Source organism: Streptomyces sp. NPDC001941, assembly GCF_040296945.1.
Taxonomy (GTDB): Bacteria; Actinomycetota; Actinomycetes; order Streptomycetales; family Streptomycetaceae; genus Streptomyces.
This window is the reverse complement of the sequence record NZ_JBEOYE010000008.1, coordinates 18,436-40,814: the sequence shown is the minus strand read 5'-3', so window position 1 is coordinate 40,814 and position 22,379 is coordinate 18,436. Positions and strand designations below refer to the sequence as shown.

22 protein-coding genes are annotated in these 22,379 nt (G+C 74.0%); 11 read left to right on the top strand and 11 right to left on the bottom strand.

What is annotated here, in order from left to right; translation table 11 throughout:
- Positions 1–54: 54 nt before the first annotated feature.
- Positions 55–1,548 (bottom strand): NAD(P)/FAD-dependent oxidoreductase, encoded by a 1,494-nt coding sequence (locus tag ABT160_RS09320; RefSeq protein WP_351645586.1) that lies wholly within the window; start codon positions 1,546–1,548, stop codon positions 55–57.
- 43 nt (positions 1,549–1,591) lie between these two features.
- On the bottom strand, positions 1,592–2,620 hold the full coding sequence (locus ABT160_RS09315; RefSeq protein ID WP_351645585.1) for a terpene synthase family protein: 1,029 nt from the start codon (positions 2,618–2,620) through the stop codon (positions 1,592–1,594).
- A 406-nt stretch (positions 2,621–3,026) separates the two neighbouring features.
- Between ABT160_RS09315 and ABT160_RS09310 the strand changes: the two genes are divergently transcribed.
- The 4 genes from ABT160_RS09310 to ABT160_RS09295 all read left to right on the top strand — a co-directional run bounded on the left by ABT160_RS09310 (position 3,027) and on the right by ABT160_RS09295 (position 6,577).
- Positions 3,027–3,578 carry a response regulator gene (locus ABT160_RS09310; RefSeq protein ID WP_351645582.1) on the top strand — a complete coding sequence of 184 codons (552 nt, stop codon included), beginning with the start codon at positions 3,027–3,029 and terminating at the stop codon, positions 3,576–3,578.
- A 515-nt stretch (positions 3,579–4,093) separates the two neighbouring features.
- Positions 4,094–5,089, top strand: a complete 996-nt coding sequence (locus tag ABT160_RS09305; RefSeq protein ID WP_351645579.1) for an aminoglycoside phosphotransferase family protein — start codon at positions 4,094–4,096, stop codon at positions 5,087–5,089.
- A 160-nt stretch (positions 5,090–5,249) separates the two neighbouring features.
- Positions 5,250–5,645 carry a BlaI/MecI/CopY family transcriptional regulator gene (locus ABT160_RS09300; RefSeq protein ID WP_351645576.1) on the top strand — a complete coding sequence of 132 codons (396 nt, stop codon included), beginning with the start codon at positions 5,250–5,252 and terminating at the stop codon, positions 5,643–5,645.
- An 8-nt stretch (positions 5,646–5,653) separates the two neighbouring features.
- On the top strand, positions 5,654–6,577 hold the full coding sequence (locus ABT160_RS09295) for a M56 family metallopeptidase (protein ID WP_351645573.1): 924 nt from the start codon (positions 5,654–5,656) through the stop codon (positions 6,575–6,577).
- 123 nt (positions 6,578–6,700) lie between these two features.
- On the opposite strand, the gene ABT160_RS09290 is transcribed toward ABT160_RS09295, so the two are convergent.
- Positions 6,701–6,964 carry a GlsB/YeaQ/YmgE family stress response membrane protein gene (locus tag ABT160_RS09290; RefSeq protein WP_351645571.1) on the bottom strand — a complete coding sequence of 88 codons (264 nt, stop codon included), beginning with the start codon at positions 6,962–6,964 and terminating at the stop codon, positions 6,701–6,703.
- Positions 6,965–7,142: 178 nt separating this feature from the next.
- Between ABT160_RS09290 and ABT160_RS09285 the strand changes: the two genes are divergently transcribed.
- Positions 7,143–7,337 (top strand): antitoxin, encoded by a 195-nt coding sequence (locus tag ABT160_RS09285; protein ID WP_351645569.1) that lies wholly within the window; start codon positions 7,143–7,145, stop codon positions 7,335–7,337.
- Between the two features lie 118 nt (positions 7,338–7,455).
- Positions 7,456–8,001 carry a GNAT family N-acetyltransferase gene (locus tag ABT160_RS09280; protein ID WP_351645566.1) on the top strand — a complete coding sequence of 182 codons (546 nt, stop codon included), beginning with the start codon at positions 7,456–7,458 and terminating at the stop codon, positions 7,999–8,001.
- A gap of 52 nt (positions 8,002–8,053) precedes the next feature.
- Here ABT160_RS09280 and ABT160_RS09275 read toward each other — a convergent pair whose 3' ends face one another.
- Positions 8,054–9,208, bottom strand: a complete 1,155-nt coding sequence (locus tag ABT160_RS09275) for an FAD-dependent oxidoreductase (RefSeq protein ID WP_351645563.1) — start codon at positions 9,206–9,208, stop codon at positions 8,054–8,056.
- A 191-nt stretch (positions 9,209–9,399) separates the two neighbouring features.
- Between ABT160_RS09275 and ABT160_RS09270 the strand changes: the two genes are divergently transcribed.
- The 5 genes from ABT160_RS09270 (at position 9,400) to ABT160_RS09250 (ending at position 14,568) form a co-directional block, all read left to right on the top strand.
- Positions 9,400–9,744 (top strand): PadR family transcriptional regulator, encoded by a 345-nt coding sequence (locus tag ABT160_RS09270; protein ID WP_351645560.1) that lies wholly within the window; start codon positions 9,400–9,402, stop codon positions 9,742–9,744.
- Complete coding sequence (locus ABT160_RS09265; protein WP_351645557.1) at positions 9,741–10,802, top strand: hypothetical protein; 1,062 nt, start codon at positions 9,741–9,743, stop codon at positions 10,800–10,802. Before ABT160_RS09270 ends, ABT160_RS09265 begins: the two co-directional genes overlap by 4 nt.
- A gap of 75 nt (positions 10,803–10,877) precedes the next feature.
- Positions 10,878–11,516, top strand: a complete 639-nt coding sequence (locus ABT160_RS09260) for a hypothetical protein (protein ID WP_351645554.1) — start codon at positions 10,878–10,880, stop codon at positions 11,514–11,516.
- Positions 11,517–11,699: 183 nt separating this feature from the next.
- Positions 11,700–12,902, top strand: coding sequence for a cytochrome P450 (locus ABT160_RS09255; RefSeq protein WP_351645551.1), 1,203 nt, complete (start codon positions 11,700–11,702; stop codon positions 12,900–12,902).
- Positions 12,903–13,674: 772 nt separating this feature from the next.
- On the top strand, positions 13,675–14,568 hold the full coding sequence (locus tag ABT160_RS09250) for an SGNH/GDSL hydrolase family protein (protein ID WP_351645548.1): 894 nt from the start codon (positions 13,675–13,677) through the stop codon (positions 14,566–14,568).
- A gap of 208 nt (positions 14,569–14,776) precedes the next feature.
- On the opposite strand, the gene ABT160_RS09245 is transcribed toward ABT160_RS09250, so the two are convergent.
- The 7 genes from ABT160_RS09245 to ABT160_RS09215 all read right to left on the bottom strand — a co-directional run bounded on the left by ABT160_RS09245 (position 14,777) and on the right by ABT160_RS09215 (position 22,180).
- Entirely contained in the window at positions 14,777–15,361 is a 585-nt protein-coding gene (locus ABT160_RS09245; protein WP_351645546.1) for a hydrolase, read from the bottom strand.
- A gap of 107 nt (positions 15,362–15,468) precedes the next feature.
- Complete coding sequence (locus tag ABT160_RS09240) at positions 15,469–16,812, bottom strand: MFS transporter (RefSeq protein WP_502984190.1); 1,344 nt, start codon at positions 16,810–16,812, stop codon at positions 15,469–15,471.
- A gap of 95 nt (positions 16,813–16,907) precedes the next feature.
- A complete protein-coding gene (locus ABT160_RS09235; protein ID WP_351645541.1) occupies positions 16,908–17,357 on the bottom strand; it encodes a MarR family winged helix-turn-helix transcriptional regulator in 450 nt (149 codons plus the stop codon).
- A 76-nt stretch (positions 17,358–17,433) separates the two neighbouring features.
- Complete coding sequence (locus ABT160_RS09230; protein WP_351645538.1) at positions 17,434–18,459, bottom strand: helix-turn-helix domain-containing protein; 1,026 nt, start codon at positions 18,457–18,459, stop codon at positions 17,434–17,436.
- Between the two features lie 49 nt (positions 18,460–18,508).
- On the bottom strand, positions 18,509–18,652 hold the full coding sequence (locus ABT160_RS09225; protein WP_351645536.1) for a hypothetical protein: 144 nt from the start codon (positions 18,650–18,652) through the stop codon (positions 18,509–18,511).
- A 655-nt stretch (positions 18,653–19,307) separates the two neighbouring features.
- A complete protein-coding gene (locus tag ABT160_RS09220; protein WP_351645533.1) occupies positions 19,308–21,497 on the bottom strand; it encodes a TerD family protein in 2,190 nt (729 codons plus the stop codon).
- A 140-nt stretch (positions 21,498–21,637) separates the two neighbouring features.
- A complete protein-coding gene (locus tag ABT160_RS09215) occupies positions 21,638–22,180 on the bottom strand; it encodes an LURP-one-related family protein (protein ID WP_351645834.1) in 543 nt (180 codons plus the stop codon).
- Between the last annotated feature and the right edge of the window lie 199 nt (positions 22,181–22,379).

Below are 22,379 nucleotides of genomic sequence, written 5' to 3'. Positions count from 1 at the left end.
CACAGGACGCGCGCGCAAGGACGCGCGCCCCCACGGTCGGGACGACGGTGGGCGTCAGCCGCGCAGCCGCCCGGGACCGGGCACGGGCCCGGCCCCGCGCACCCGCACCGCGCCCCCCGCGCGCGGGCCGCGGACCGCGTGCCCGGCCCGCCCCCACCACAGCCGCGCCGCGCCGGCCCCGGGACGCCGCAGGGCCGCCCGGACGCACCGCCACAGGAACGGCGGACGCAGGAACGCGCGCGGCCCGAGCACCAGGTGCGCCACGAGGAGGAACCGCCGGAAGACGTACGGGTCCGCGGCCAGCGCGCGCTGCGCCGCCCCCGCCAGCACGTGGACGGCCCGGCCCGCCACCGCGCCCTGGCGCCACCCGCGGTCCTGAGCCGTCGACAGCAGCCACGGCCACCGCGTCAGCCGGGCCACCCGCACCTGGAAGTAGCGGCAGAAGCCGTCCGGCAGCACCGCGGGCAGCCCGCCCAGGCCCTGCCCCGGATCGGGCACCGGCGCCTCGCGCAGCATGGCCCGCAGCAGCTCCGCCTCCAGCGCGGCCACCCCGAGCCCCTGCCCGTACAGCGGATCGACGGCGCACACCGAGTCCCCGACCGCCAGGATCCCCTCCGGCCAGCGCGGCAGCCGGTCGTAGGCGGTGCGGACGGCGGGGTGCCGCACGCCGGGCCGGGGCGGCGCGCACGGGGTGAGCCGGGCGAGGAGCGCGCCCAGCGGAGCACCGAGGCCCTCCGCGAAGGCGGCGAGCGCCCGCGCGTCGCGCGGCGGGGCGTCACCGGGCACCCCCTGGAAGGTGACCAGGAGCCGGTTGCCGCCGACCCGGGAGGCGTAGAACCCCCGCGTCCCGTACGGCGCGTGCACGGCCTCCACGGCCGCGTCCCACGGCAGCGCGTCCCGCTCCGACAGGGCGTAGGGACGCGACACGTACTCCACGCGCGCCTCCACCACCCGCCGCCGCACCCGGGGCAGCCCCAGCTCCACCAGCCATCCCGGCAGCCGCGAGCCGTGCCCGCTCGCGTCGACCACCAGGTCCGCGTCCAGGACCAGGTCCATCGCCGCGTCGCCGGGCTGGCGCACCCGCACCCCCGTCACCCGGTCCGCGCGGCCCACCAGTCCCGAAGCCCGCGCCCCGGTGCGCAGCCGCACCCCGTCGAACTCGGTGATCCGGCTCCGCAGCGCGGCCCGCAGGGCGTCGTGCCCGACGGCCCGCAGCGGGATCCCCACCGGGGCCCGGGGCGACCAGCCGGACGCGAACCGCCAGGCGACCCGCTCGCCGAAGTCCCCCGACGCGCCCCGCCCGCCGTCCAGTTCGCGCAGCAGCCCGGGGAACAGCTCCTCGACCACCGTGGCGCCGCGCGCGGTCAGCCCGTGCGGGTGCTCGTCCCGGCCGGGCGGCGCGGCGGACGGCTCGTCCCGCTCGACCACGGTGACCCGGGCGAACGCGTCGGCGAGGACCCGGGCCGCGAGCAGCCCGGCCACCCCCGCGCCCACCACCACGGCGTGCCCGCCGCGCCGACGGGGCCTGCCCGCTCCCGTGACCCTCATCGCACCGCCCCCGGTGACGGACCGCCCCTCACCGCGCACCCGCTCACCGCGCACCCACCAGGTCCGCGAGCGGCACGGGCCCCCCGGCCGGCACCGGGACCGCGTAGCGGCGGCAGTCACGGCCCCAGGCGAGGTAGCCGCTCATCGCGCACCGCATCGCCTCGGTGAACCGCGCCGGCACCTCCGCGTCCCTGCCGGTGCGGGCGTGTTCGCCCTCCAGGAGCATGGTCTCCAGGGTCAGGAACTCCTCGCACCAGTGCAGGACCAGCTCCCGCACGCGCGCCAGGCACTCGTCCCGCGACCCGCCGCCCCGGCCCTCCAGGGCCAGCACCAGGTTGTGCCGGTCGCCGCGCGCCTCCTCCTTCTCCAGCGAGTACACGGCGTTGAGCGCGTCCACCACGTCCGCGGTGATGTCGGCCATCCGCGCCAGGAGCGGGTCCCGGTGCGCGTCCGGCGGGAGTTCGAAGCCGTACGCCTTCTGGCTCAGGTCCAGCATCGCGAACACGAAGCCGGACCTGCGGCGCAGCGCGAAGTGCTCGGCGCGGCCCGGCTCCCGGCGCCGCACCCGCCCGCGCGCCTCCTCCGCGTACGCCTCCAGGAACCCGTGCCAGTGCCGCGCCGCCGCGCGCACCCACGGCGCGGACGCGCCCGCGCACAGCCGCCGCCACACGTCGGCGAACGCCACGACCAGCGGTGGCGCGCCCGGCGCCGCCCGGTGCCCGGCGGTCACCGCGCGGAAGGCCGCGCACACCGCCTCCACCCGCTCCGGCCGGGCCCCGGCGGGACCGTCGAACTGCTCGTCCAGGAACGCGGCGACCGCCACCGCGTCCACGGCGAGATCCAGCCGCTCCCCGGCCGCTCCCGGGATCCAGGCGGCCATCAGTCCCGCTATGTCCCAGTCCGTGAAGCGCTCCGCCGCCACCGGATCGTTCACCAGCCGGTGGCGCTCGCACCAGGCCAGGCTGCGGGCGCGGGCCGCGCCCGCGTCCGGTCCCGACGAGGACCCGGCGGTGTGGGCGGACTGCCCGGTCACCGGGGTGAAGGGCAGAGGGATGGGGACGTCCTGCGGCATGGGCGGAGCTCCTCCGGGCGGAAGCCGCGCACGGCCGGGAGGGTCCCGGAGCGCGCGGCGGTGGCCCCTCAAGGACAGCCCCCTGGCACCGCTTGCCTCAAGCCCCGCCGAGGATGACCGGCGTGCACGCGTTGAACGGCCGCCCCGTGCCCGCCCGTTGCCGATCCCGCCGCAGGTCGCACGCGTGCGCGCCACCGGCGCACGGGTACGACAGACGGCCGGATATCGCCCCTGTGAAGCGCCCAGGGAAGGGAACACTCCGGTCAAGGAGAACGTCCCGCGGGCCCGGAGTGGATAGGGTGACGGCCGGTTGACCGGTCAGGCAGCGGCCCACAACCCACACCCGCCCTCGTACGTCCCCCTTGGCGGGTGGTCCTTCCCGAGCAGTGCGCCGCTGAGGTAGTTGATGACCATGTCCCCGACCCCGCGACCGGGTCTGTTCGACGCCACCACGAGCGCTCCTCCGCACGCCTCCGCACGGGGCGTCGACCGGGCACGCCGCCATCCGGAGGAGACCGAGGAGCCCGACGGGTACGGCGTGCTGATCGTCGACGACCACGAGGACAACCTCTTCGCCCTGGAACAGATCCTCTCCGTCCTCGGCCGCCCGGTCTGGCGCGCCTCCAACGGCGAACAGGCCCTGCGCACCGTGCTGCGCAAGCCGGTCGCCGTGATGGTCCTGGACTTCGTCATGCCCGACCTGGACGGCCTGCGGGTCCTGCACTACCTGAGGGGCCTGGACCAGACCCGCCACCTGCCGGTCGTCCTCGTGACGGGGGTCGGCCGCGACGACGGCCTCGCCGAGCGGGCCTGCCACCTCGGAGCCGCGGGCTTCCTGCTCAAGCCGGTCGACCCCTGGGCCCTGCGCGCCCAGGTGCGCGTCCTGGCCGACCTGTACGTCCGCGCCCGCCGCGGCGGCCCGGGCCCGGTGCCGGCCCAGCCCCGCAGCACGCCCTGACGGGTCGCACGGAACCCGGTCACCCCGAGGGCAGGCCGCGGGGCGACCGGGTCCGCTCCCGCCCGGCGCTCAGAGGCGCTGGGCCCCTGTTCGGCGGGGCGCCGGGAAGGTCTTCACGGCGCGTGCGGCACGCGCCGAACGGCGCGCCGGTCCGTCACGCTGGCGGACGTGTGCCCTCGGTGGCCGGAACTAAGCACGCCGGACGTCTCGTTCCCGTGCACGGCCCCCGTACAGGTCCCCCTCACGCGCCGGGGGGTGTGAACCGTACGGGCAGGGGCACCCGACCCGGGCAGGTGGCGACCGTCGCCGGTGCGCGTGGGGACGTGCGCCCGAAGGGACGGCCGCCGCGCGAGGGGTCCTTCCGCGCCCGGCCGCCGCACGGCGCCCGGCGCGCGCGGAGGACGGCACGGGATGGGGCCGCCGGTACCCAGCGGGGTGACCGGCGGCCCACCCGTGTGGCGTGCGGACGCCGAAATGAGGTGGCGGGGGCCCACGCGCGGTGCTGGGATGGCGCGATGCACACCGACACGGCCGCCGACGTCGACCGCGGCGACCACCCCGACGCCAGGACGCCCTGGGAGGACCCCGGCTGGCGCGCGGAGGTCCGCGACTGGATCGCGCGCGGGCTCACCGCGCACGGGCTGCGCGCCCCGGGCCCCTGGCGCGTCCGGCTGCGCCCGTGGTCGGTGCTGGTCAGCGTCCCGGTGGAGGGCGCGGCACCGGTCTGGTTCAAGGCGAACCCGCCCGCGAGCGCCTTCGAGAGCCCGCTCGGCGAGGCCCTGGCGCGCTGGGTCCCCGAACACGTCCTGACACCGCTCGCCGTGGACCCCGCCCGCGGCTGGACGCTGCTGCCCGACGGCGGCGAGACGCTGGGGACGCTCATCGAGCGCGGCGAGGCCGGCCAGGGGGACTGGGAGGCGTACCTGCGCCAGTACGCGCACCTGCAGCGCGCCCTCCTGCCGCACGCGCGCGCGATGGAGGAACTCGGCGTCCCCGGCGCCCGGACGGCCGACCTGCCGGAGCTCTTCGACCGCGTCCTCGCGGGAGCCCGCGCCCTGTCCGCCGAGGACCGACGCGCCCTCGAAGGGCTGCGCCCGCGCCTCGTGGAGTGGAGCGGGGAACTGGCGGCGATCGGCATCGGCGACTGCCTGGACCACTCGGACCTGCACCCCGGCCAGCTGTTCCGCCCGGAGCCGGGCCGGTACACGTTCTTCGACTGGGGCGACGCCGCCGTCTCGCACCCCTTCATGAGCCTGCTGGTCCCGGTCCGCTTCGCGGTGGAGGTGTACGGGGAAGGGGCGCGCGAGCGCCTGCGCGACGCCTACCTGGAACCCTGGACGGACACCGGCGCGACGGCCGCCGGACTGCGCCGCGCGGCCGACCTGGCCTGCCGCCTGGGCGCCCTGGGCCGCGCCGTCTCCTGGGGCCGGCTCTTCCCGGGCGCGGACACCACCGCGGGCGACGAGGCCACCGCGAACTGGCTGCGCCAACTGCTGCGGGAGCCCTCCTGAGCCGCGCGGCACACCCGCTCCCCGCGCGGCCGTGGGGCGCCCGCCCACGGACGGACCGGCGGCGGTGGGCGCGCGGGTACGATGGGCCGCCGCGCCGCGACGGCGGGGCGCGGGGGACGAGGCGGCAGCGGACGCCGGGAGACGGACGGGAGGCCGGCGCATGGTGGAGGGCGGCACGGGCGGCGGGCCCCGCAGGCGCGGTCAGGGCGAGCTGGAGGCCCAGGTGCTCACCGCGCTCGGCGGAGCGCCGGGACCGGTCAACGTGGCCTGGGTGCAGGAGCGGCTCGGCACCGGGCTCGCGTACACCACCGTCATCACCATCCTGACCCGGCTGCACGCCAAGGGCCTGGTCACCCGCGAGCGCTCGGGACGCTCCTTCGTGTGGACGCCCGTCACCGACGAGGCCGGCCTGGCCGCCCTGCGCATGCGCCGGGTGCTCGACGCGGAGACCGACCGGGGCGCCGTCCTGGCCAGCTTCGTCACCACCCTCTCCGAGAGCGACGAGCGACTGCTGCGGGACCTGCTGGCGCAGGCCGGGGACGAACCGGAGGACTGACGACACCCATGGGCCTGTTCGTCTTCCTGCCGTTCGTCCTGCCCCTGAGCGCCTGGCCGGTGGCCCGGCTCGCCGAGAACCGCCTGCACCCGCGCACCGCGACCCGCCTGCTGACGGCCGTCGCCGCGGTCCTCGCCGTGTGCAGCACCCTGTGCCTGGCCCTGCTGGTGGTCGTCGGCACGGCCCAACTGCCGGGCAACCCGCTCCCCGACGGCTGGTCGGACCCGGAGGTACGGGCCGCCGTGCCCTACGACGAGGTGGCGGGCCGGGTCGCGATCCCGGCCCTGCTCGCGGTCGTGGCCGCCTGCGCCGCCTCCGCGTGGCGGCACGTCCGGGTGCGCCTGCGGGCCCGCCGCGCCCTGGCCGCCCTGCCGCCCGGGCCCGTCGCCGTACTGCCCGAACCCGCCCCGTACGCCTACGCGTTGCCCGGCGGCCCCGGCCGCGGCCGGGTCGTGGTGAGCGCCGGGATGCTGGCGGGCCTGGCGTCCGCCGAGCGCCGCGCCCTGTTCGCGCACGAGCGGGCCCATCTGACGGGCCGCCACCACCGCCACCTGCTGCTGGTGGACCTGGCGGCGCGCGCCAACCCGTTCCTGCGGCCCCTGCGGACCTCCGTCGCCTACACCGCCGAGCGCTGGGCCGACGAGGAGGCCGCGTCCGTGGTGGGCAGCCGCCGCACGGTGGCCCGGGCGATCGGCAGGGCCGCGCTGATCTCGCGGGGCGCCCCGGTCGCCACGCTCGCGGGCTTCGCCATGGCGGGCCCGGTGCCGCGCCGGGTGGCCGCGCTCCTGGCCCCGGCCCCGACCGGGCGCTCCTGGACGCGGACGTGGACGGCGCTGGGCCTCGCGGCGGCGGGCACGGGGGCGTCGGCCCTGTCGTCGGCCAACTCGGCGGTGACCCTGTTCACGATCCTGCACGCGGCGACCCCGCTGTAGCCGGGGAACGGCGGACGGGGTCGGCGCGGTCTGTCGTCGCGAACGGGTCGCTCGGTGAACGGTGCACCGAGTCATCCGGTCAACGGATTGCTCGGTCAACGGATCGCTCGGTCAACGGGTGTCTCAGTTGCGGGACTTGAACCTTTCCAGGGCGGCGACGCCGATGGCGGCCAGGGCGATCTGGATGAGCCACTCGATCCAGTCGACGCCCTTGGTGTCCGCCACGCCGAACGCCGCGGCGATCGCGCTGCCGATGAACGCGGCGACGATGCCGACGAGGATGGTCCAGAGCACGCCGATGTGCTGGCGGCCCGGCAGGGCAAGCCGGCCCAGGATGCCGATGACGATGCCGATCACGATCGCGCTGATGACGCCGGAGATCTCCATCCCTGCTCCTCCTGGCTGAGGTGCACCGCCGCGTGTCGCGCGGTGTCATGGTGAGGGTGCCCCGAGGAAGCGAGGTCACGCGCCGCGCGCGGTGATCGGTACTCTACAGTTATGTAGAAGTCGCTGAGCGTGCCCGCCGCCCGCCCGGCCCCGGTCCGCACCACCAGAGAGGCCCCCGATGTTCGACGCCCTGAAGAACCTGAAGCAGAAGGCCGAAGAGCTCGCCGAGACCCACGGCGACAAGATCTCCGGCGGCCTCGAGAAGGTCGGCGACCTGGTCGACGACAAGACCGGCGGCAAGTACAGCGAGAAGATCGACACCGGGGTCGACAAGGCGCAGGACATGATCGAGCGCCTGGGCAAGAAGAACTGACGATCCGTCACCCGGCGTCACCCCGGCATCCCTCCAGGTTCCGGGTGGCCGTTGTCGGTCAATTGGCCTGAACGGTCCGGTTCTTGCCGGTACCGCCCGCCTGCGGCAGCATCCCGTCATGGACACCACGCAGCGTCCCGCCGACATCCTGCGCCACGGCCAGGTCGAACTGCGCCGCTGGCGGCCCTTCCACATCGGGCCACTGGACCGCCTGATCACCGAGTCCCGCGACCACCTGCTGCCGACGATGCCGTTCGTGGCCGGGCACGACCGGCGCCAGGGGGAGGCGTTCCTCGCCTGGTGCGAGGAGCAGTGGGCGGCCGGCCACGCCTACCTGTACGCCATCCGCTGCGACGGCGAGACGGTCGGCAGCTGCGCGCTGATGCGCACCGCCGCGCCCGGCGGCCTGGACATCGGCTACTGGCTGCACCGGTCCTGGACGGGCCGGGGCCTGGCCACGATGGCGGCGGCGGCACTGGTGGACGCCGGGCGCCGCCTCCCGTACGTGGAGCGCATCGAGATACACCACGACCAGGCCAACCACGCCAGCGGCGCGGTCGCCCGGCGCCTGGGGTTCACGGAGGTGGCGCGCGTGCTCGTGCCGTGGGGTCAGGAGACGCCGGGGAGCACCGGCGTGGACGTGTACTGGCGGCTGATCGCCTGACGCCCCGTCATACTCCTTGGGCCGTACGTGATGTGACGACACCGCACGTCGGTCACTGCTCCTCGTGCCCCGCGAACATCGCCAGGAGCGGCTCCGGGGCGTCCGCGTGGAAGATCATCTCAAGGCCCTGCGCGGACTCCCCGGCCTTCTCCTCGGCGCGCGGGAACATCAGAGCCTCGTAGGCCGCCAGCGCAGCCTCCGTGTCGCCGGGGTGCGCGGCCAGGCAGCGGCCCAGGTCCGCGCCGTCGATCATCGCGAGGTTGGCGCCCTCCCCGGCGAACGGCGACATCAGGTGCGCCGCGTCACCGAGCAGCGTCACGCCCGGCACGCGCTCCCAGCGGTGGCCGACCGGCAGTGCGTGGATCGCGCGCGGAACCAGCGGCCCGTCGGCGTCGGCGACCAGGCGCCGCAGCTCGGGGGCCCAGCCGTAGAAGTACTCCAGTACGGCCGCCTTCGCCGCGCCCGCATCGCCGAAGTCGACGGCAGCCAGCGCGTGTTCCGGGGTGCGCAGCGCGACGTACACGTGCAGGGAGCCGTCGGTCTCGCGGTGCGCGAGGAACCCCTTGTCCTCGCCCAGCGCGAAGAACATGCCGCCGCCGATCAGCCGCGCGCACTCGGGGTGCCGGGCGTCGGCGCGGTGCAGGTCGAGCTCGACGAACGAGACGCCGGTGTACTCGGGTGCGGCGCCGGACAGCAGGGGCCGCACCCGCGACCACGCGCCGTCGGCGCCGACCAGCAGGCCCGTGGTGAGGACGGACCCGTCGGCGAGCACCACCTCATGGCGGCCCCGGCCGAGCGCGCGGACCCGGGCGACCCTGGCGCCCCAGCGAATCGTGCCGTCGGGGAGCGAGCGGAGGAGCAGGGCGCGCAGGTCGCCCCGGTCGATCTCGGGCCGGTCGCCCGACCCGTCGTCGGCCTCGTCGAGGCGTACGCGCGCGTCCCGGTCGAGCACCCGCAGGGCCTGGCCTCCGGGATGGACCTCGGCGAGGAAGTCCCGGTGCAGCCCGGCCTCGCGCAGGGCGGCCTGGCCGCTCTCCTCGTGGATGTCGAGCATGCCGCCCTGGGCCCGGGACCCGGCGGAGGCGTCCAGGTCGAGGACGAGGGCGCGGATGCCGTGGACGTGCAGCACGCGGGCGAGGGTGAGTCCGCCGAGACCGGCGCCGACGATGACGACGGGGTGGTGCGGGGCGGTGAGGGAGTCGGCCATGGCGGGGCTCGCAATCGAGGGGTGGGTGGGACCTCTCAGGGCTGGACCCGCCGACAGTAACGAACATGTTCGTAGCGAACAAGTTCGTCTGTTCTTGCGGGAGGAGTCATGGGCGGCAACGCATCCTGTCGTGCCGACACTCGATATATATCGGCTCACGGAGTATCTTGGCTCCCATGGTGACCAGAGGCATGACCCAAGCCGCCTTCTTCGTGCTGGCCGCCCTCGTGGACGAGCCCCGGCACGGTTACGGGATCCTCCAGGAGGTCGACGCACTCTCCGAGGGCGACGTCCAGCTGCGCGTCGGCACCCTCTACGGCGTCCTCGACCGCCTCACCGCCGACGGGCTCATCGCCCTCGACCGCGAAGAGGTCCACCAGGGGAGGCTGCGGCGCTACTACCGCATCCTCGACGCGGGCGAGGCCGCCCTGTCGGCCGAGGCCGCGCGCATGGCGTCCAGCGCCCGCACCGTCTCCGAGCGGCTCGCCGCCCCCCGCGCCCCCGGGCGCCCCGGACTCGCGGGCGGCACCGCATGAGCGTCACCCTCGTCGAGCAGCGCTACCGCAGCGTGCTGCGGGTCCTGCCCGCGTACTACCGCGCGGAGCGCGAGGACGAGATGGTCGAGGCGTTCCTGCACGGAGTGCCGGAGGACGTGCGGGACGAGGCCCGGCCCAGCACCGGCGAGGTCGTCAGCGTCCTCGCGCTCGCCGTGCGCACCCGTCTCGGCGGCGCCGGAGCCCCGGCGCGCTACGCCGTGCTCGGCGAGGCGGTGCGTCTGTTCGCGCTCCTCGGCGTGCTGCTCCAGGCCGCGACCGTACTGTCCCAACGCGCCCTGTCCCTCGCCTGGTTCAGCGGCGCGGCCACCCTCGACCGCCAGGTCGCGCTCGGCGCGTTCGGCGGCGGATTCGTCTCCGCCGCGCTCCAAGTCCTGGCCTGGGCGCTGCCGTTCGCCTGGGCGGGGGCCTACCTCGCGCTCGTCCGCGACCGGAGGCGCGCGGCGGCCCGGCTCTCCGCCGTCGCCGCGCTGCCGACCCTGCTCACCCTCGGCTACCAGCTCTTCTCGCCCTCGTACACCGGTCCGGTCAGCGACCTCGCCGTCGTGACGGCCCTCGTGTGCTGGCTGACGGTGGCCGCCGTGGCGTGCGGCTTCCACGAGGACGCGGCGTCGACCCCGCTGCCGTTGGTCCCGCCCGGCCTGGCGCTGATGGGTCTGTGCGTGCTCTCGGGCGCGGCGGGCGCACTGCTGCCGCTGAGCCTGGAGGCGTACGGAGTGAGCGGTGCGGCCGTCATCGCCGTGGGGGCCGGGGCCCTCGTCGTACGCGTCCTGCGGAGCGGCTCCTCGTCCGCCGCGCTCCCGCTCGCCCTTGCCGCCCTCGGCGCCTCCGTGCTCGCCGTCTGGGCGACGGTCCTGCCGGTCGCGTCCCAGCCGGGGCTGCCCGCCGCCGTGGCCGTGGGGTGGCCGGCCGAGACCGCCGTCCTGTCGCTGCTCGTCCTGGCGCTGGCGTTCACCGGGGTCCGGGACGCCCGGCGGACGCTCGCCTCGGTGCGACGGCAGCGCGGTGGTGGTGTCGAGGGGAAGATCGCGGATCGCTAGGGTGCGGGGCGGGCCGCGCGTACCCCCGGCGCCGTGGCCCGGCCCGCACCATGTCCCCACGACGTGAAGAGTGAGATGCGAACCAGCTGGAACTGGAAGATGCTCGTCGTCCCCGCGGCGATGGCCGCACTGACCGCGACGGCGGGTTGCTCGGCGAGCGGCGGTGAGGACGGGAGTGCCGGAAGCGCAGGCAACGCCGGGGCGAAGGCGGCGGCGCAGGCCTGCGGAGGCTTCGCGAAGGACGTGCCCGCGCTCAACACCCTGGTGGGAAAGGGTGAGTTCAAGGACGAGTACCGGGAGGCGGACACGCTGACCCTCCTCAAGGACCGTACGAAGGGCCCGGAGGAAGGGGCGGCGTACTGCCGCATGACGAGGGCCGCGGACGGCAAGCAGGCCCTGGCGATCGACTTCCACCGGGACGTGACCGTCCCGACGGCCCGCCAGGGAGAGCCGTACGCGTACTTCGCCACGGGGGAGCGGGCCGAGGCCTCGGGCCTGCTGGCCAGGATCCACTTCCGCTGCCGCCCGGAGGGCAGCGCGCAGGACACGATCGTGGTGGCGGAACTGGGCGGCGTACGGGACGAGGGGACGGCCACCCAACGGGCCGCCGAGATCGACGTGTTGAACGCGGCGGCCCGATCGGTGGCCGCGAAGCTGGAGTGCGCCAACGAAACGAAGCTCACGGAGGGCTCGCCGGCACCGCAGCGGCTCTGACGCGCCTCACGCGCCCGGCGTGCCTTGCGTGTCTCACGCGCCTGGGGCGCCTTGCGTGCCTTGTGGGATGAACCACCCTCCTCCCGGTTCCGTGCCGACGTTGACGTACATGCGCGCCATGTCCACGCGCGTACGCGCGCGCGACGGACGGCGCGAGACCGGGAACGATGGGGAGACCACGAGTTGACGAACGCATTCCAGCACCCGGGCGCATTCCCGGGCGTATTCCACTACCCGGGCGAGGAGTTCAGGGGCGATCCGGTACGACTGCCGGACGCCCCGGTGGCCCGGGTGCGGCTCCCCGGCGGGGACGACGTGTGGCTGGTCCAGGGGTACGAGGAGGTGCGCGCCGCCCTTCAACACCCCTTGCTGGCGCGCCAGGTGGACCACGAGGGCCCCAAGGCGGGCGACGCGGGCATCGCCACGCCGCGTGACCACCGCACGCTCCAGGCCGACGGCCCGGACCAGGCGGGTCTGCGCCGGCTGGCGACGCGCGCGTTCACACCGCAACGGGTGGAGCTGATGCGCTCGCGCATCCAGCGGACGACGAACGACCTCCTGGACGCGATGGAGAAGGCGGGCCCGCCCGCCGACCTCGTCGCGCACCTCGGCGACGCGCTGCCCGCGAGGGTCGTCTGCGACCTGCTGGGAGTGGCGGCGGAGGACCGCCCGCGCTTCGGCGCCTGGGCGGACACGGTGGTCACGCTGACGGGCGTCAGCAGGCAGCGGATGGAGACGGCGCACCAAGAGCTCCAGGCGTACCTGGCGGAGCGGGTGGAGGAGAAGAGGCGGCGCCCGGGCGACGACCTGATCAGCGGTTGGCTGAGCGCCCAGGAGGCCGACGACCGCCTCACCGACGCGGAGGTCGGGCACCTGGCGATGATGGTGCTGGTGGCGGGCACGGAGACGACGGCGAACGCGATCGGCGCCGGAGTGTGGCGTCTGTTCCTCAACCCGGCCCAACTCGCGGCCCTGCGAGCCGACCGCACGCTGCTCGCCGGAGCGGTCGAGGAGATCCTGCGCTACCAGCCGCAGTCCCCGATGTTCCTGGTGATGAGCGCACGCGAGGACTTCGACCTGAGTGGCGTACGGATCAGTAAGGGCGAGGGGGTCATGCCGCTGCCGTTCGCCGCGAACAGGGACCCGTCGCGCTTCCCGGACCCGGACCGCTTCGACATCACGCGCAAGGGACCGGCGCACATCACGTTCGGCCACGGGCCGCACGTCTGCATCGGCGCGTCCCTCGCGAGACTGGAGCTGACGACGGCCCTCGGCGCACTCCTGGACCGCTTCCCCTCCCTACGCCCCGCGACGGACCCGCACGCGCTGAGCTGGCGCAACGACAAACTGGCGAACGGCCTGCGGGAGTTGCCGGTGGAGTGGTGAACGGGAGGGCGCGGGGGCCGTACCGGCACGCGATGTGCTCCTCACGAGGAACGCGAGCAGGAGCACCAGCGCGCTGGCGCCCATCAGGACCACCGTGCAGATCATCAAGAAGCGCCGCAGCGGGCTCACTTGGGTGGTGTCGGCCGGTTCCGCGGTGTCCGCTCGCGCGTGCCTCACGGCAACGGCGCCCACGGTCAGGGAGCCCGCGGTCAGAGAGCTCACGGCCGGCGGGTCTGATCGAGTCTGACGTTGTGCGAGCGGGTCCGAGGGTGGTGTGAGCGGATCCGAGATTCGTACGGACGCCGTCGGCGTCGTCGCAGCCAGGCGGAGGTCCTGAGTCGGCTCGGCATCCGCCACCGACATCACGAGCAGTGCGGCCCCCGCGCAGACGGCCAGTGCGAGGCCTCGACGGCGGGGCGCGGGGCGGTCCTTGAACACGGTGGTCCCCCTTCGTGAGGGCTGCGCACGCGCACGCGGATGTGGCGGCGCCCTCTCGGCGAGTGACACGGGCCCGCCTGTGCGCGGGTTCGGTGCGACACCGACGCCGCTCGCACGCGTACCCCGCGCGGAATTCTCCTTCCCCCGCTTGAACTCGGGCCGCTCCCGTCCGTGCATACGCGCGACACGACTCGGCACCAGCAGCGAGCCCCGGGGCCTCAGCGCCCGAGTGCCTCAGCCCCGGCGCCCGGGGTCTCGCCCACACCCAAACAGCCATCCGACGAAACCACCTGCAACACCCACCTGCAACGCCCACCTGCAACAGGGAGTCCCCATGCGTCGATCTCTCCGTTCGCCCGCCGTGGTGTCCGCCGTCCTCGGCCTCGTCGTCGCCCTGTGCTCGGGCGCGAGCGCCGGTGCCGCCACCGCGGCCGGTGCCCCTGCCACCGCCACCACGGCCACCCCCACCTACTACGTCTCCCTCGGCGACTCCCTCGCCTCCGGCTTCCAGCCCGACACCGGCACCGAGACCGACCAGGCCTACCCCGACAGGGTCTTCGCACAGCTGAAGAAGAGCGACCCCAACCTCCGCCACATCAGGCTCGGTTGCACCGGTGAGACCACCCAGACCATGATCGACGGCGGGCTGTGCGTCTACCTCGACCGCAGCGGCGCCACCGTCCCCCAACTCGCCAAGGCCGTCGACTTCCTGGCCCAGAACGGCTCCCGGGTGCGCTACCTCTCCCTCAACATCGGCGGCAACGACATCGGCGGCTGCGCCACCGACACCGGTATCGACACGGCCTGCAGCCTCGCGGCGCTGAAGAAGGTGGACACCAACGTCAACCGCATCGCCACCGCCCTCAACTCCGCGGCCTCCGCATCGACCAGCCTCGCCGGCGCCAACTCCTTCAACCCGTTCCTGGCCGCCTGGCTCGCCGGTCCCGCCGGGCAGACCACCGCGTTCCAGTCCACCGGAGTACAGACCGCCTTCAACGACGTGGTGACGCGGCGTCTCACCCAACAGCACTTCGACATCGCCGACTTCGCGTCCGCCTTCTCCTCGACGTCCTTCCTTCCGGAGGTTGACGCACCTGGCCTGGGCAAGGTGCCGACCAATGTCGCCAGGCTCTGCGCCCTGACCTTCACCTGCGGCCCACTGCGCGACATCCACCCGAACACCAGCGGCCACGACCTCCTCGCCCAGGCGTTCCTGCCCGTCCTCTGACGCGCACGTCCTCATGTGAGTCGGGTCCTCATGTGACAGGAGTCCGCACCTCACGCGGGACCGCACCTGACAGGAGTCTGCCCGTGACACGGGTCCGCATGTGACGCGGGTCCGCATGCGCGAGAGCCCTCGCCGGCCGCCACAGGGGCGCCCGGCGAGGGCTCTCACCTCCGCCTCGCTGGTCCCGCGGCCTCACCGCGGGGAGCGGTTACGCGTGCGTCTTGCCCAGCAGTTCCAGGATCTCCGCCGTGGTGCCGGTCTCGCCCAGGCGCGGGAAGATCTTGGTCAGGCTGTTGTGGTGGGCGCCCGCGTCCAGGTCCGTCACCGCGTCCGTGGCGACCGTGACGTGGTAGCCGTGCTCGTAGGCGGCGCGCGCCGTGGACTCCACGCCGATGCTCGTCGCCACGCCCGTCAGCACGATCTGGGTGATGCCGCGACGGCGCAGCTGCACGTCGAGGCCGGTGCCGTGGAACGCGCCCCAGTTGCGCTTGGTCACCGTGATGTCCTCGGGGTGCCCGGCCAGGGCGTCGGCGATCCGGTCCCAGCCCTCGGGCATGCTGCGGGCGGCGCGCTGAGCCTCCGTACGACCGGGCAGCGCGTCGGCGCCGTCCGCGGCGAAGCTCACGCGCACCAGCACCACGGGCAGGCCCTTCGCCCGGAACGCATCGGCCAGTTCGACCGTGCGGTCCAGCGCGTCGGAGGTGGGGAGCGGGGTGCCGGGGGCGGCGAGGATGCCGTTCTGCAGGTCGATCGCGACGAGGGCGGTCTTCGGGTCCAGTGCGGTCACGGACATGGTGTCGTACTGCCTTTCTTGCTTTGTTGCCTTGTTGCTTTCTCGATGAACGTCGTGGAGGGGAAGCGGATCAGAGGTCAGAGGAGATCAAGGGACGAGGGGACTGGTCACCGCCCTGCGAGCGCGTCGTCCCTGCCCACGCGTGACAGCGAGCGGTCCGCGGTCACCGCGGTCAGCGACAGCACCGTGATGCCGAGGAGCAGCCACCCCAGGCCGTGCAGGCCGCCGGTGGTGGCGCCGTCCGCGAAGAACGCCGCGGTGGCCGCCGAGGCGAACATCGCCCCCAAGTACATGAACGTACGCAGGAGTCCGGCCGACGAGCCCATCCGCGCCGGGTCGGCCTGGGCGTACAGGGCGTTCTGGTTCGCGAGCCCGTTCAGGCCCTGCGGCACCCCGACGACGATCCCGACGAGTGCCAGCAGCCACAGCGGGCTGGACGAGGTGAGGATCAACAGGCAGCTCACCGAAAGGAGTTGGACGAGGCTCCCGGTGATCAGCTTCCCGCGCACCCGCGGGTTCCGTCCCGTCAGCGCCGTGACCGCGATCGCGGCCAGCGACATCGGGAGGAGCAGCAGTCCCGCGGCGGAGGCGCCGAGGCCGCGGCCCTGTTCGAGCCACTGGGTGAAGCCGTACAGGAAGGCGTACGAGACGGTGTACGCGAGCAACTGCCGTCCGTACGTGGCGAGTAGGGGCCCGTTCCCGCCCAGTACCCGGAGGTCGATGAAGGGCTCCTCGACCCGCAGCTCCCTCCGTACGAACACCGCGCCCAGCACCAGCGCGACCACCGGCAGGTACAGGTCGTCCACGCCGGGGCTCATCAGGAACAGCAGGAACGCCGTCAGCATGCCCGCGAACAGCACCATCCCCGGCACGTCCACCCGGCCGACCGCCTCCTGCTCCCGGCCCTCGGGCGACGTGGGACGGCGGGGGAGGCGGCGGGCGCCGAGCACCAGGCAGGTCGCGGAGAGCGGGATGTTCACGGCGAAGATCAGGTGCCAGCTGCCCGCCCCGATCAGCAGGCCGCCCAGCGTCGGGCCGAGCACGGCCGTCACCTGGTTGGCGATCGAGAGCGTGGAGAGGATCCCGCTCGGGCTCTTCGTCCCGGTGCGGTCCGCTTCCGTGCGCAGCAGCTTCATCGAGGCCGGGTACGCGGCGGACGTGCCGAAGCCGAGCAGCACGCGCGAGACGATCAGGACGCCGAGCGTCGGAGCGAGGACGCCGAGCAGACCGGCCAGCCCGACCAGTCCCGTACCGATGAGGTAGAGCCGCCGGGGTCCGTACGTGTCGACGAGTCGGCCGATCACGGGCTGGCCGACGGCGGTCGCCAGATACAGGCCCGACACCAGCCAGGCCGTCTGGGACGGCGGCGCGTCGAAGGCGCGGCCGATCGGGATCAGCGCGACGGCGAGCATCGACGAGTTGATGGGGTTGAGGACCGAGCCGAGGATCATCGGCGCGATGAGCTTGCGGTTGAAGCCCGTCGGTCCGGGGGCGGGCGCGGCCGCTATGTGCGGGGCCGTGTCGCTCGCGGGGTCGCCCCGAAGGCTCATGACTGCGCCACCTCGTCCAGCAGCGCCATCGCCGCGATCACGTCCTTGAGCTGCTCCTCGGTGGCGCGCTCCTGCAGGGCGCGGGCCAGCCAGGCCTGCCGGGCGCGCCGGTCGTCCAGGCGCCGCTCGCGGCCCAGGTCGGTGAGCGTCACCAGCTGACGGCGGCCGTCCTCGGGGTCGGGGTGGCGCTCGACGTACCCCGCCTCCTCCAGCCCGGCGACCGTCTTCGCCATCGACTGCGGGCGCACCCGCTCGGCGGCGGCCAGCTCGCTGGCGGAAGCCGGACCGCTCTTGGACAGTCGTACGAGTACGGAAGCCTGCGCGGCCGACATGTCCCCGGCGGGCGCGGTCTCCCTCAGCCGGCGCACCAGCCGGCTGATGACCACCCACACCTCACCGGCCGCCTGCGCGGCGGTCTCGGAGATCTCGTCGTGTCGCTCACTCATGACCTCCACCATAGATAGACAGCCCAGGCTGTGCAACTCAGGGTGTGCAGTCCGGACTGTCCATATCGGTGGGAGGTCACTCACCGGACGGGGCGAAATTCCGGTCCCGCATCGCCTTCCGCTCGCGCGCCGCCGCCCGCAGGGCGATCTCCGCGCCGTGCGGGTCGGTCCACGGCGGGATCGTCAGCACGATCGGACCGCCGTGCCCGGGCCGGTCCGCCGCGCTCTGGCCCGCGGGCGTGGGGTAGGCGCGGTACGTCACGTACCACTCCTGGTCCCCCGAACGCTGTCGCGGCCGCCGCATCGGCAGCCCGGCCGGCGTGAGACCGCCGCTGCTCAGTGCCTTCTGCGGGCCGCCCACCCGGCGCGGAGCCGCCTCGGCGCGCGGCGGGGTCCGCTGAGCCGGGTCCGCCGCGCGCGGCAGCGCGCGTGCGTCCGTGCGCGTGCGAGGTCCGCTGGTACGGCCGCCCGGACCGCTTGCCGCTCCCGGTCGCGGCCGGGTGGGGCGCGGCGGGATGGGCCGCTGGCCGCTGATGCGGTCCCAGGCCCGCTCCCACTCGGCCACCTTCCACTCCGACGCCCCGAGTGCGCGCGTCAGCGCCGTGATGTGGCGGCGCAGCGGCACCGTCTGGCCGCTGAGGAACGCCGACAGGCTGCTCTTGGGCAGCACCGGTTTCCCGTCCGGACCCGGGCCCGCCCGGCGCTGCAGCTCGGCGAGCGACGGCTGGCCCTCGCGCGCCCTGAGCTGCACCATCGCCCGCCTCAACTGGGCGAAGTTGTCCACGAATTCAGGATGGCTCAAGGCCCGGTTGAGCCGGTCGACCAAGTCGAGGTCCTGCCGGTCCTCGTCCTCTGCCGCCTCCTGGCTCAGGGTGCGCTGCCGGGCGTGGCGGGCGGCCTTCCAGAGCTCACGGGCCCGCCCCTGGTCGGCTTCGCAGGCGACGGCGTACGCCTGGACGGTGCGCCAGGTGGGCACCGGTGCGCCGGCCGCCGCCCGTGACAGCACGGTCGCGGTGACCAAGTGGCCCGTACGGGACGCCATCTGCTGGTACGTCAGACCGGAACGCCGGCGCTGGGCCCGCAGCCACAGCGCCAGCGTCACCGCTTGGCGGGTCCCACCGCGGACGGGCTTCTCAGACCGTCCCACGAGTTCAGCCCGTCGCGTCGCGCGTCTCGGGCGTGCGCAGTGCCAGTACGCCCCGGACGGCCAAGTAGACGGCGGCGGCGAGGAATTCGCCGATCCCCACCAGGGGCAGTCCCAGCGCGGCCAGGACGACCGCGCCGGTGATCACCACGATGACGATGATCGCCTCGACGGGCCGAAGTGACCCCGGACGCCCGGGAGTTAACGGATGGCGGGGGGATGGCGAGGAAGACGAGGAGAACGAAGAAGATGGAGGAAGGCTACGCATGAGGAATTCCCTGTTCAGGCGGGTGCGCGTTGCGACCGCGCACGCTTCATGGCTGCACCACGAGCGCGGGGCGGGCTTCCAGACCCGGCGCCCCCGGACTCGCGGCTGATCCTCCCACCACGTCAGGCGGCCTCACAATCCGTTCTCGGCGCTCGGGCGCCGTTGATGCGGCAACGTCCACGCCACGGTGGCTTCGCGGAGGAGAACCCTGGCCCTCGGCGCCGGAACCCCTGCGGAAGCAGCAGGTCACGGGTGTGCGCCGACAAGATTGATGCAATTGCGTCCACATCCCGTTGCCCCGAGGGGCCTGGGTTTGCGACCCTCGCCACAACGCCGCTTTCGCCGTCACCGGCGAGGCATCCCTGGCGTCATGGCTGCACCGTGGAACAGGGAACTCGGGGGACGTGTTCCAGCGCGCCGCCCACCACAGGGCCGCACCGCTTCGGGCGCGGCCCTGACTGGTTCCGTACGACGCCGACCCGTGCGCCAACTCCCGCACCAGCCCCCGCCACGGCTTCGACCACCGCTCCGCGCCCCGTCAGTCCGCCACATCGACGCCGTAACCCCGGGCGAGCGTGGCCAAGGAGTCCTCGTACCCCTGGCCCACCGCGCGGAAGCGCCAGACCGGACCCCGCCGGTACACCTCGGCCAGCAGCAGCGTCCGCTCGGTCGTCGCCGCGTCCAGCGTGGCCCGCGCCAGCACCGCGGCACCCGCTCCCGGCGCGGCCGCCACCTGCACCGCTCCGACCTCCCCGAACGTGACGTCCCCGTCGATCGCCGCCGCCACCACGACCCGCCGCGAGGCGGGCGGCAGAGAGGCGAGATCGAGGGCGATGCTCTGCTCGGCCGGCCCGTCGGTGAGCAGCCGCACCGTGCCCCCGGGATTCTCCGGAGCCCCGTAGAACACGAAGTCCTCGTCGAACATCACCTGCCCGTCCTCGTCCAGCACGAACGCGACCACATCGATCTCGCACCGCCCCTGCGGCGCCCAGGTCGCCGTGATGTGCCACGGGACCGGGGGCGTACCCGACGGCGGCGCGGGCAGATCGACCACACCACCCCGCGGCAACACCTGCGGCACCGCACCACGCGCCCCCACGCCCACCGCATCCGCCGCCCCGGTGGAAGGCAGCGGCACGGTGTCCCTGAGACCGGCTGATGCGGTCGGGCCTTCGGCGGTAGGGACCTGAGCGGTCGGTACTTCGGCCGTCGGGGCGCTGGACAGGTCCAGGTTGGGGATGGTCGAAGCGGTGGGGTCAGAGAGCCAGTCTTCGTCGTGCACGGCGATCCCGAGGTCAGTGATCCGGCGCATACGGCGGTCCTCCTCGCCGCCCGGCAGCACCACGACGTCCGTGACACTGCGCGAGAGGTTCACGGCGGCGGACCCGCCCAGCGCGACCACCCGGCCGCGCGCGGCGGCCGCCTCCGCATGGATCCCGCCGAGGACCAGGATCCGCCGCCCCGCCAGAGGCACGGAAGAGCCTGACACTCCGGGCTTTCGCGAAGCGTGAGAAGTGGGAGAAGAGGAATCGGAAGTGGCTATGGAGGCGACACCGGCGACAGCACCGACGGCGACCGACGAGGCGTCCGCGGAGACGGTCGAGGCGGCGGCGTCGACGGAGGCAACCGGGGCGGCAGCGGCGCTGGAGGCGGGAGAGAGGGCGCAAGGAACGGAAGCGGCGAACGCGGAGTCGGGATCAGCACTGGTAGAGCCACCAACGCCCACCGCAGTCGGCACTCCTTCCCTCCGCCCCACCGGACTTCCCTGCGTCTTCGGCGCCGCGTGCGGCACCCCGTCCCGTACGTCCTCCAGGAGCCCGAGGAACTCCCGCTCGTCGACCACCGGCACACCCTCGTCCACCGCACGCCTCGCCTTCGCCGAGCCGGACGCGAGGTCGTTGGTGACCAGCACGCTGGTATGCCTGCTCACCGTCGACATCACGTTCAGCCCCGCCCCGACCGCCCGCGCCACCAACTCGGCGCGCGCCGTCGAGGTCGCTCCGGTGACCGCCACCTTCATCCCCTGGACCAGCGGCTCACCCCGCTCCAGCCGCCCCGGGTTGCGATACGCGCACGGCGTCTTCGGCGGACTGGGCGCGAACTGCACGTCCTGGCGCGGCGGGCAGGCCACCAGCGGCAATGGAAGGTCCAGGCGGGCCGCCTCCCTCAGCGTGGCCCGGAAGATCCCCGCGAGCACCCGGGTGTCGTCGAGCGCGTCGTGCGCCTTGGCCTGCGGGACGCCGTAGTGGGCGGCCAGCGTGCCCAGCCGCATGTCCTCGGTCGGGGGGTCCAGCTGCCGGTTGAGCGCCAGCGTGCACAGCCTTTGGGCGACGGGGAGGAACAGCCGGGCCCGCGCGAACTCGTGTGCCAGGAAGTCGTAGTCGAACTGCGCGTTGTGAGCCACGAACACCCGGTCCCGCAGCATCGCCCCGAGCCGCTCCGCCACCTCCGGGAACATCGGCGCCCCGGCCAGCACCTCCGAGGTGAGCCCGTGCACTTCCACCGGCCCGGGGTCGCAGCCCGGGTCGAGGAGCGTCGAGAACTCGTCCGTCTGCTCCCCGTCAGGCCCGATCGTCACGACGGCGACCGAGAGGACCCGGTCCCGGCGGGCGATCAGCCCGGAGGTCTCGACGTCCACGAGCGCCCAGCCACGGGCGTTGTCGGGAGCGTACGACGGACTCGGAATCTTGGGTCGCGCCAGGTCGGAGGCGGGGGAGCGGGTGGTCATGGACGTAAGGATCTGCCGGAATGGATCACTCCTTCAAGTTCGGTGGTTCTTTGCCCGGACCATCACCGCGCCGCGGCCAGCACTGCCTGCCTGACCTCCCCCGGGGCCCCGCCAGGTCCCGGCCCCGTCTCCTGTCCGCGTCAGCGCGACTGGAGTGCGTCGAGCGCGACCGCCTGGGCTATCGCGAGCCGACGGTCCAGCCCCGGCGCCTCGATGTCCAGCACGTACCGGTCGCGTATGCCCAGACGCTTGTTGAGGGTCATGACGGGTCGATCGCCTTCCTTGAAGTCGAAGTGGTACGGCCAGGCGAACGGAAGGAAGTCCACCAGCGGCAGGAAGTCCCACACCCGCCGCACCACGGCCACCGCCACGTTGCGCTCCACGCCGGTCGTCTCGGCCGATGCGCCCGCCTGGCGCAGGTGCCAGGTCGAGCGCGCCAGAGAGGCGCGGAAGTCCTTGCGGAACTGGCCTATCGGCGTCCCGGCCGCGTCCAGTACGTCGTACGTCGCGCCAAGGTCCAGCACCTGCCGCGCCTTGAACGTGAAGAGCACCTCGCGCTGCGACTCGTCGGTGTAGAAGGTGATCAGCTCCTTGAGCGCCATCCTCTTCTGGTGCGCGAAGGCGACGACCTCCCCCTCGCTCCTGTCCGGACGCTCCGTGCAGACCACGTACCGGTTGGCCATGGGCGTGATCCGCTGCCGGATGAGGAACCGCCGCTCCGAAGCCAGCGCCGCGGCCGGGCCGCTGCCCTGGGCTGCCGCGCGGGCCGCCGAGCCCCCTGCCTTCCCTGCCTGATCCATCGACTTCTTCATGGTGTTTTCCCGCCCCGCGATCGTGAGAGGACTTGCCGATGCTCGATGATCTCCGGCGCCGGGCCGAGCC

Excerpts from the sequence above, each read along its gene's own strand:
- ABT160_RS09305 (WP_351645579.1), top strand. The coding sequence starts at position 4,094 with ATGCACACCGACACGGCCGCCGACGTCGACCGCGGCGACCACCCCGAC.
- ABT160_RS09270 (WP_351645560.1), top strand. The coding sequence starts at position 9,400 with ATGACCCAAGCCGCCTTCTTCGTGCTGGCCGCCCTCGTGGACGAGCCC.
- ABT160_RS09220 (WP_351645533.1), bottom strand. The coding sequence starts at position 21,497 with ATGACCACCCGCTCCCCCGCCTCCGACCTGGCGCGACCCAAGATTCCG.
- ABT160_RS09215 (WP_351645834.1), bottom strand. The coding sequence starts at position 22,180 with ATGGCCAACCGGTACGTGGTCTGCACGGAGCGTCCGGACAGGAGCGAG.
- ABT160_RS09245 (WP_351645546.1), bottom strand. The coding sequence starts at position 15,361 with ATGTCCGTGACCGCACTGGACCCGAAGACCGCCCTCGTCGCGATCGAC.
- ABT160_RS09260 (WP_351645554.1), top strand. The coding sequence starts at position 10,878 with ATGCGAACCAGCTGGAACTGGAAGATGCTCGTCGTCCCCGCGGCGATG.
- ABT160_RS09295 (WP_351645573.1), top strand. The coding sequence starts at position 5,654 with ATGGGCCTGTTCGTCTTCCTGCCGTTCGTCCTGCCCCTGAGCGCCTGG.
- ABT160_RS09320 (WP_351645586.1), bottom strand. The coding sequence starts at position 1,548 with ATGAGGGTCACGGGAGCGGGCAGGCCCCGTCGGCGCGGCGGGCACGCC.
- ABT160_RS09315 (WP_351645585.1), bottom strand. The coding sequence starts at position 2,620 with ATGCCGCAGGACGTCCCCATCCCTCTGCCCTTCACCCCGGTGACCGGG.
- ABT160_RS09235 (WP_351645541.1), bottom strand. The coding sequence starts at position 17,357 with ATGAGTGAGCGACACGACGAGATCTCCGAGACCGCCGCGCAGGCGGCC.
- ABT160_RS09290 (WP_351645571.1), bottom strand. The coding sequence starts at position 6,964 with ATGGAGATCTCCGGCGTCATCAGCGCGATCGTGATCGGCATCGTCATC.
- ABT160_RS09250 (WP_351645548.1), top strand. The coding sequence starts at position 13,675 with ATGCGTCGATCTCTCCGTTCGCCCGCCGTGGTGTCCGCCGTCCTCGGC.
- ABT160_RS09280 (WP_351645566.1), top strand. The coding sequence starts at position 7,456 with ATGGACACCACGCAGCGTCCCGCCGACATCCTGCGCCACGGCCAGGTC.
- ABT160_RS09275 (WP_351645563.1), bottom strand. The coding sequence starts at position 9,208 with ATGGCCGACTCCCTCACCGCCCCGCACCACCCCGTCGTCATCGTCGGC.
- ABT160_RS09310 (WP_351645582.1), top strand. The coding sequence starts at position 3,027 with ATGACCATGTCCCCGACCCCGCGACCGGGTCTGTTCGACGCCACCACG.
- ABT160_RS09300 (WP_351645576.1), top strand. The coding sequence starts at position 5,250 with ATGGTGGAGGGCGGCACGGGCGGCGGGCCCCGCAGGCGCGGTCAGGGC.
- ABT160_RS09265 (WP_351645557.1), top strand. The coding sequence starts at position 9,741 with ATGAGCGTCACCCTCGTCGAGCAGCGCTACCGCAGCGTGCTGCGGGTC.
- ABT160_RS09285 (WP_351645569.1), top strand. The coding sequence starts at position 7,143 with ATGTTCGACGCCCTGAAGAACCTGAAGCAGAAGGCCGAAGAGCTCGCC.
- ABT160_RS09240 (WP_502984190.1), bottom strand. The coding sequence starts at position 16,812 with ATGATCCTCGGCTCGGTCCTCAACCCCATCAACTCGTCGATGCTCGCC.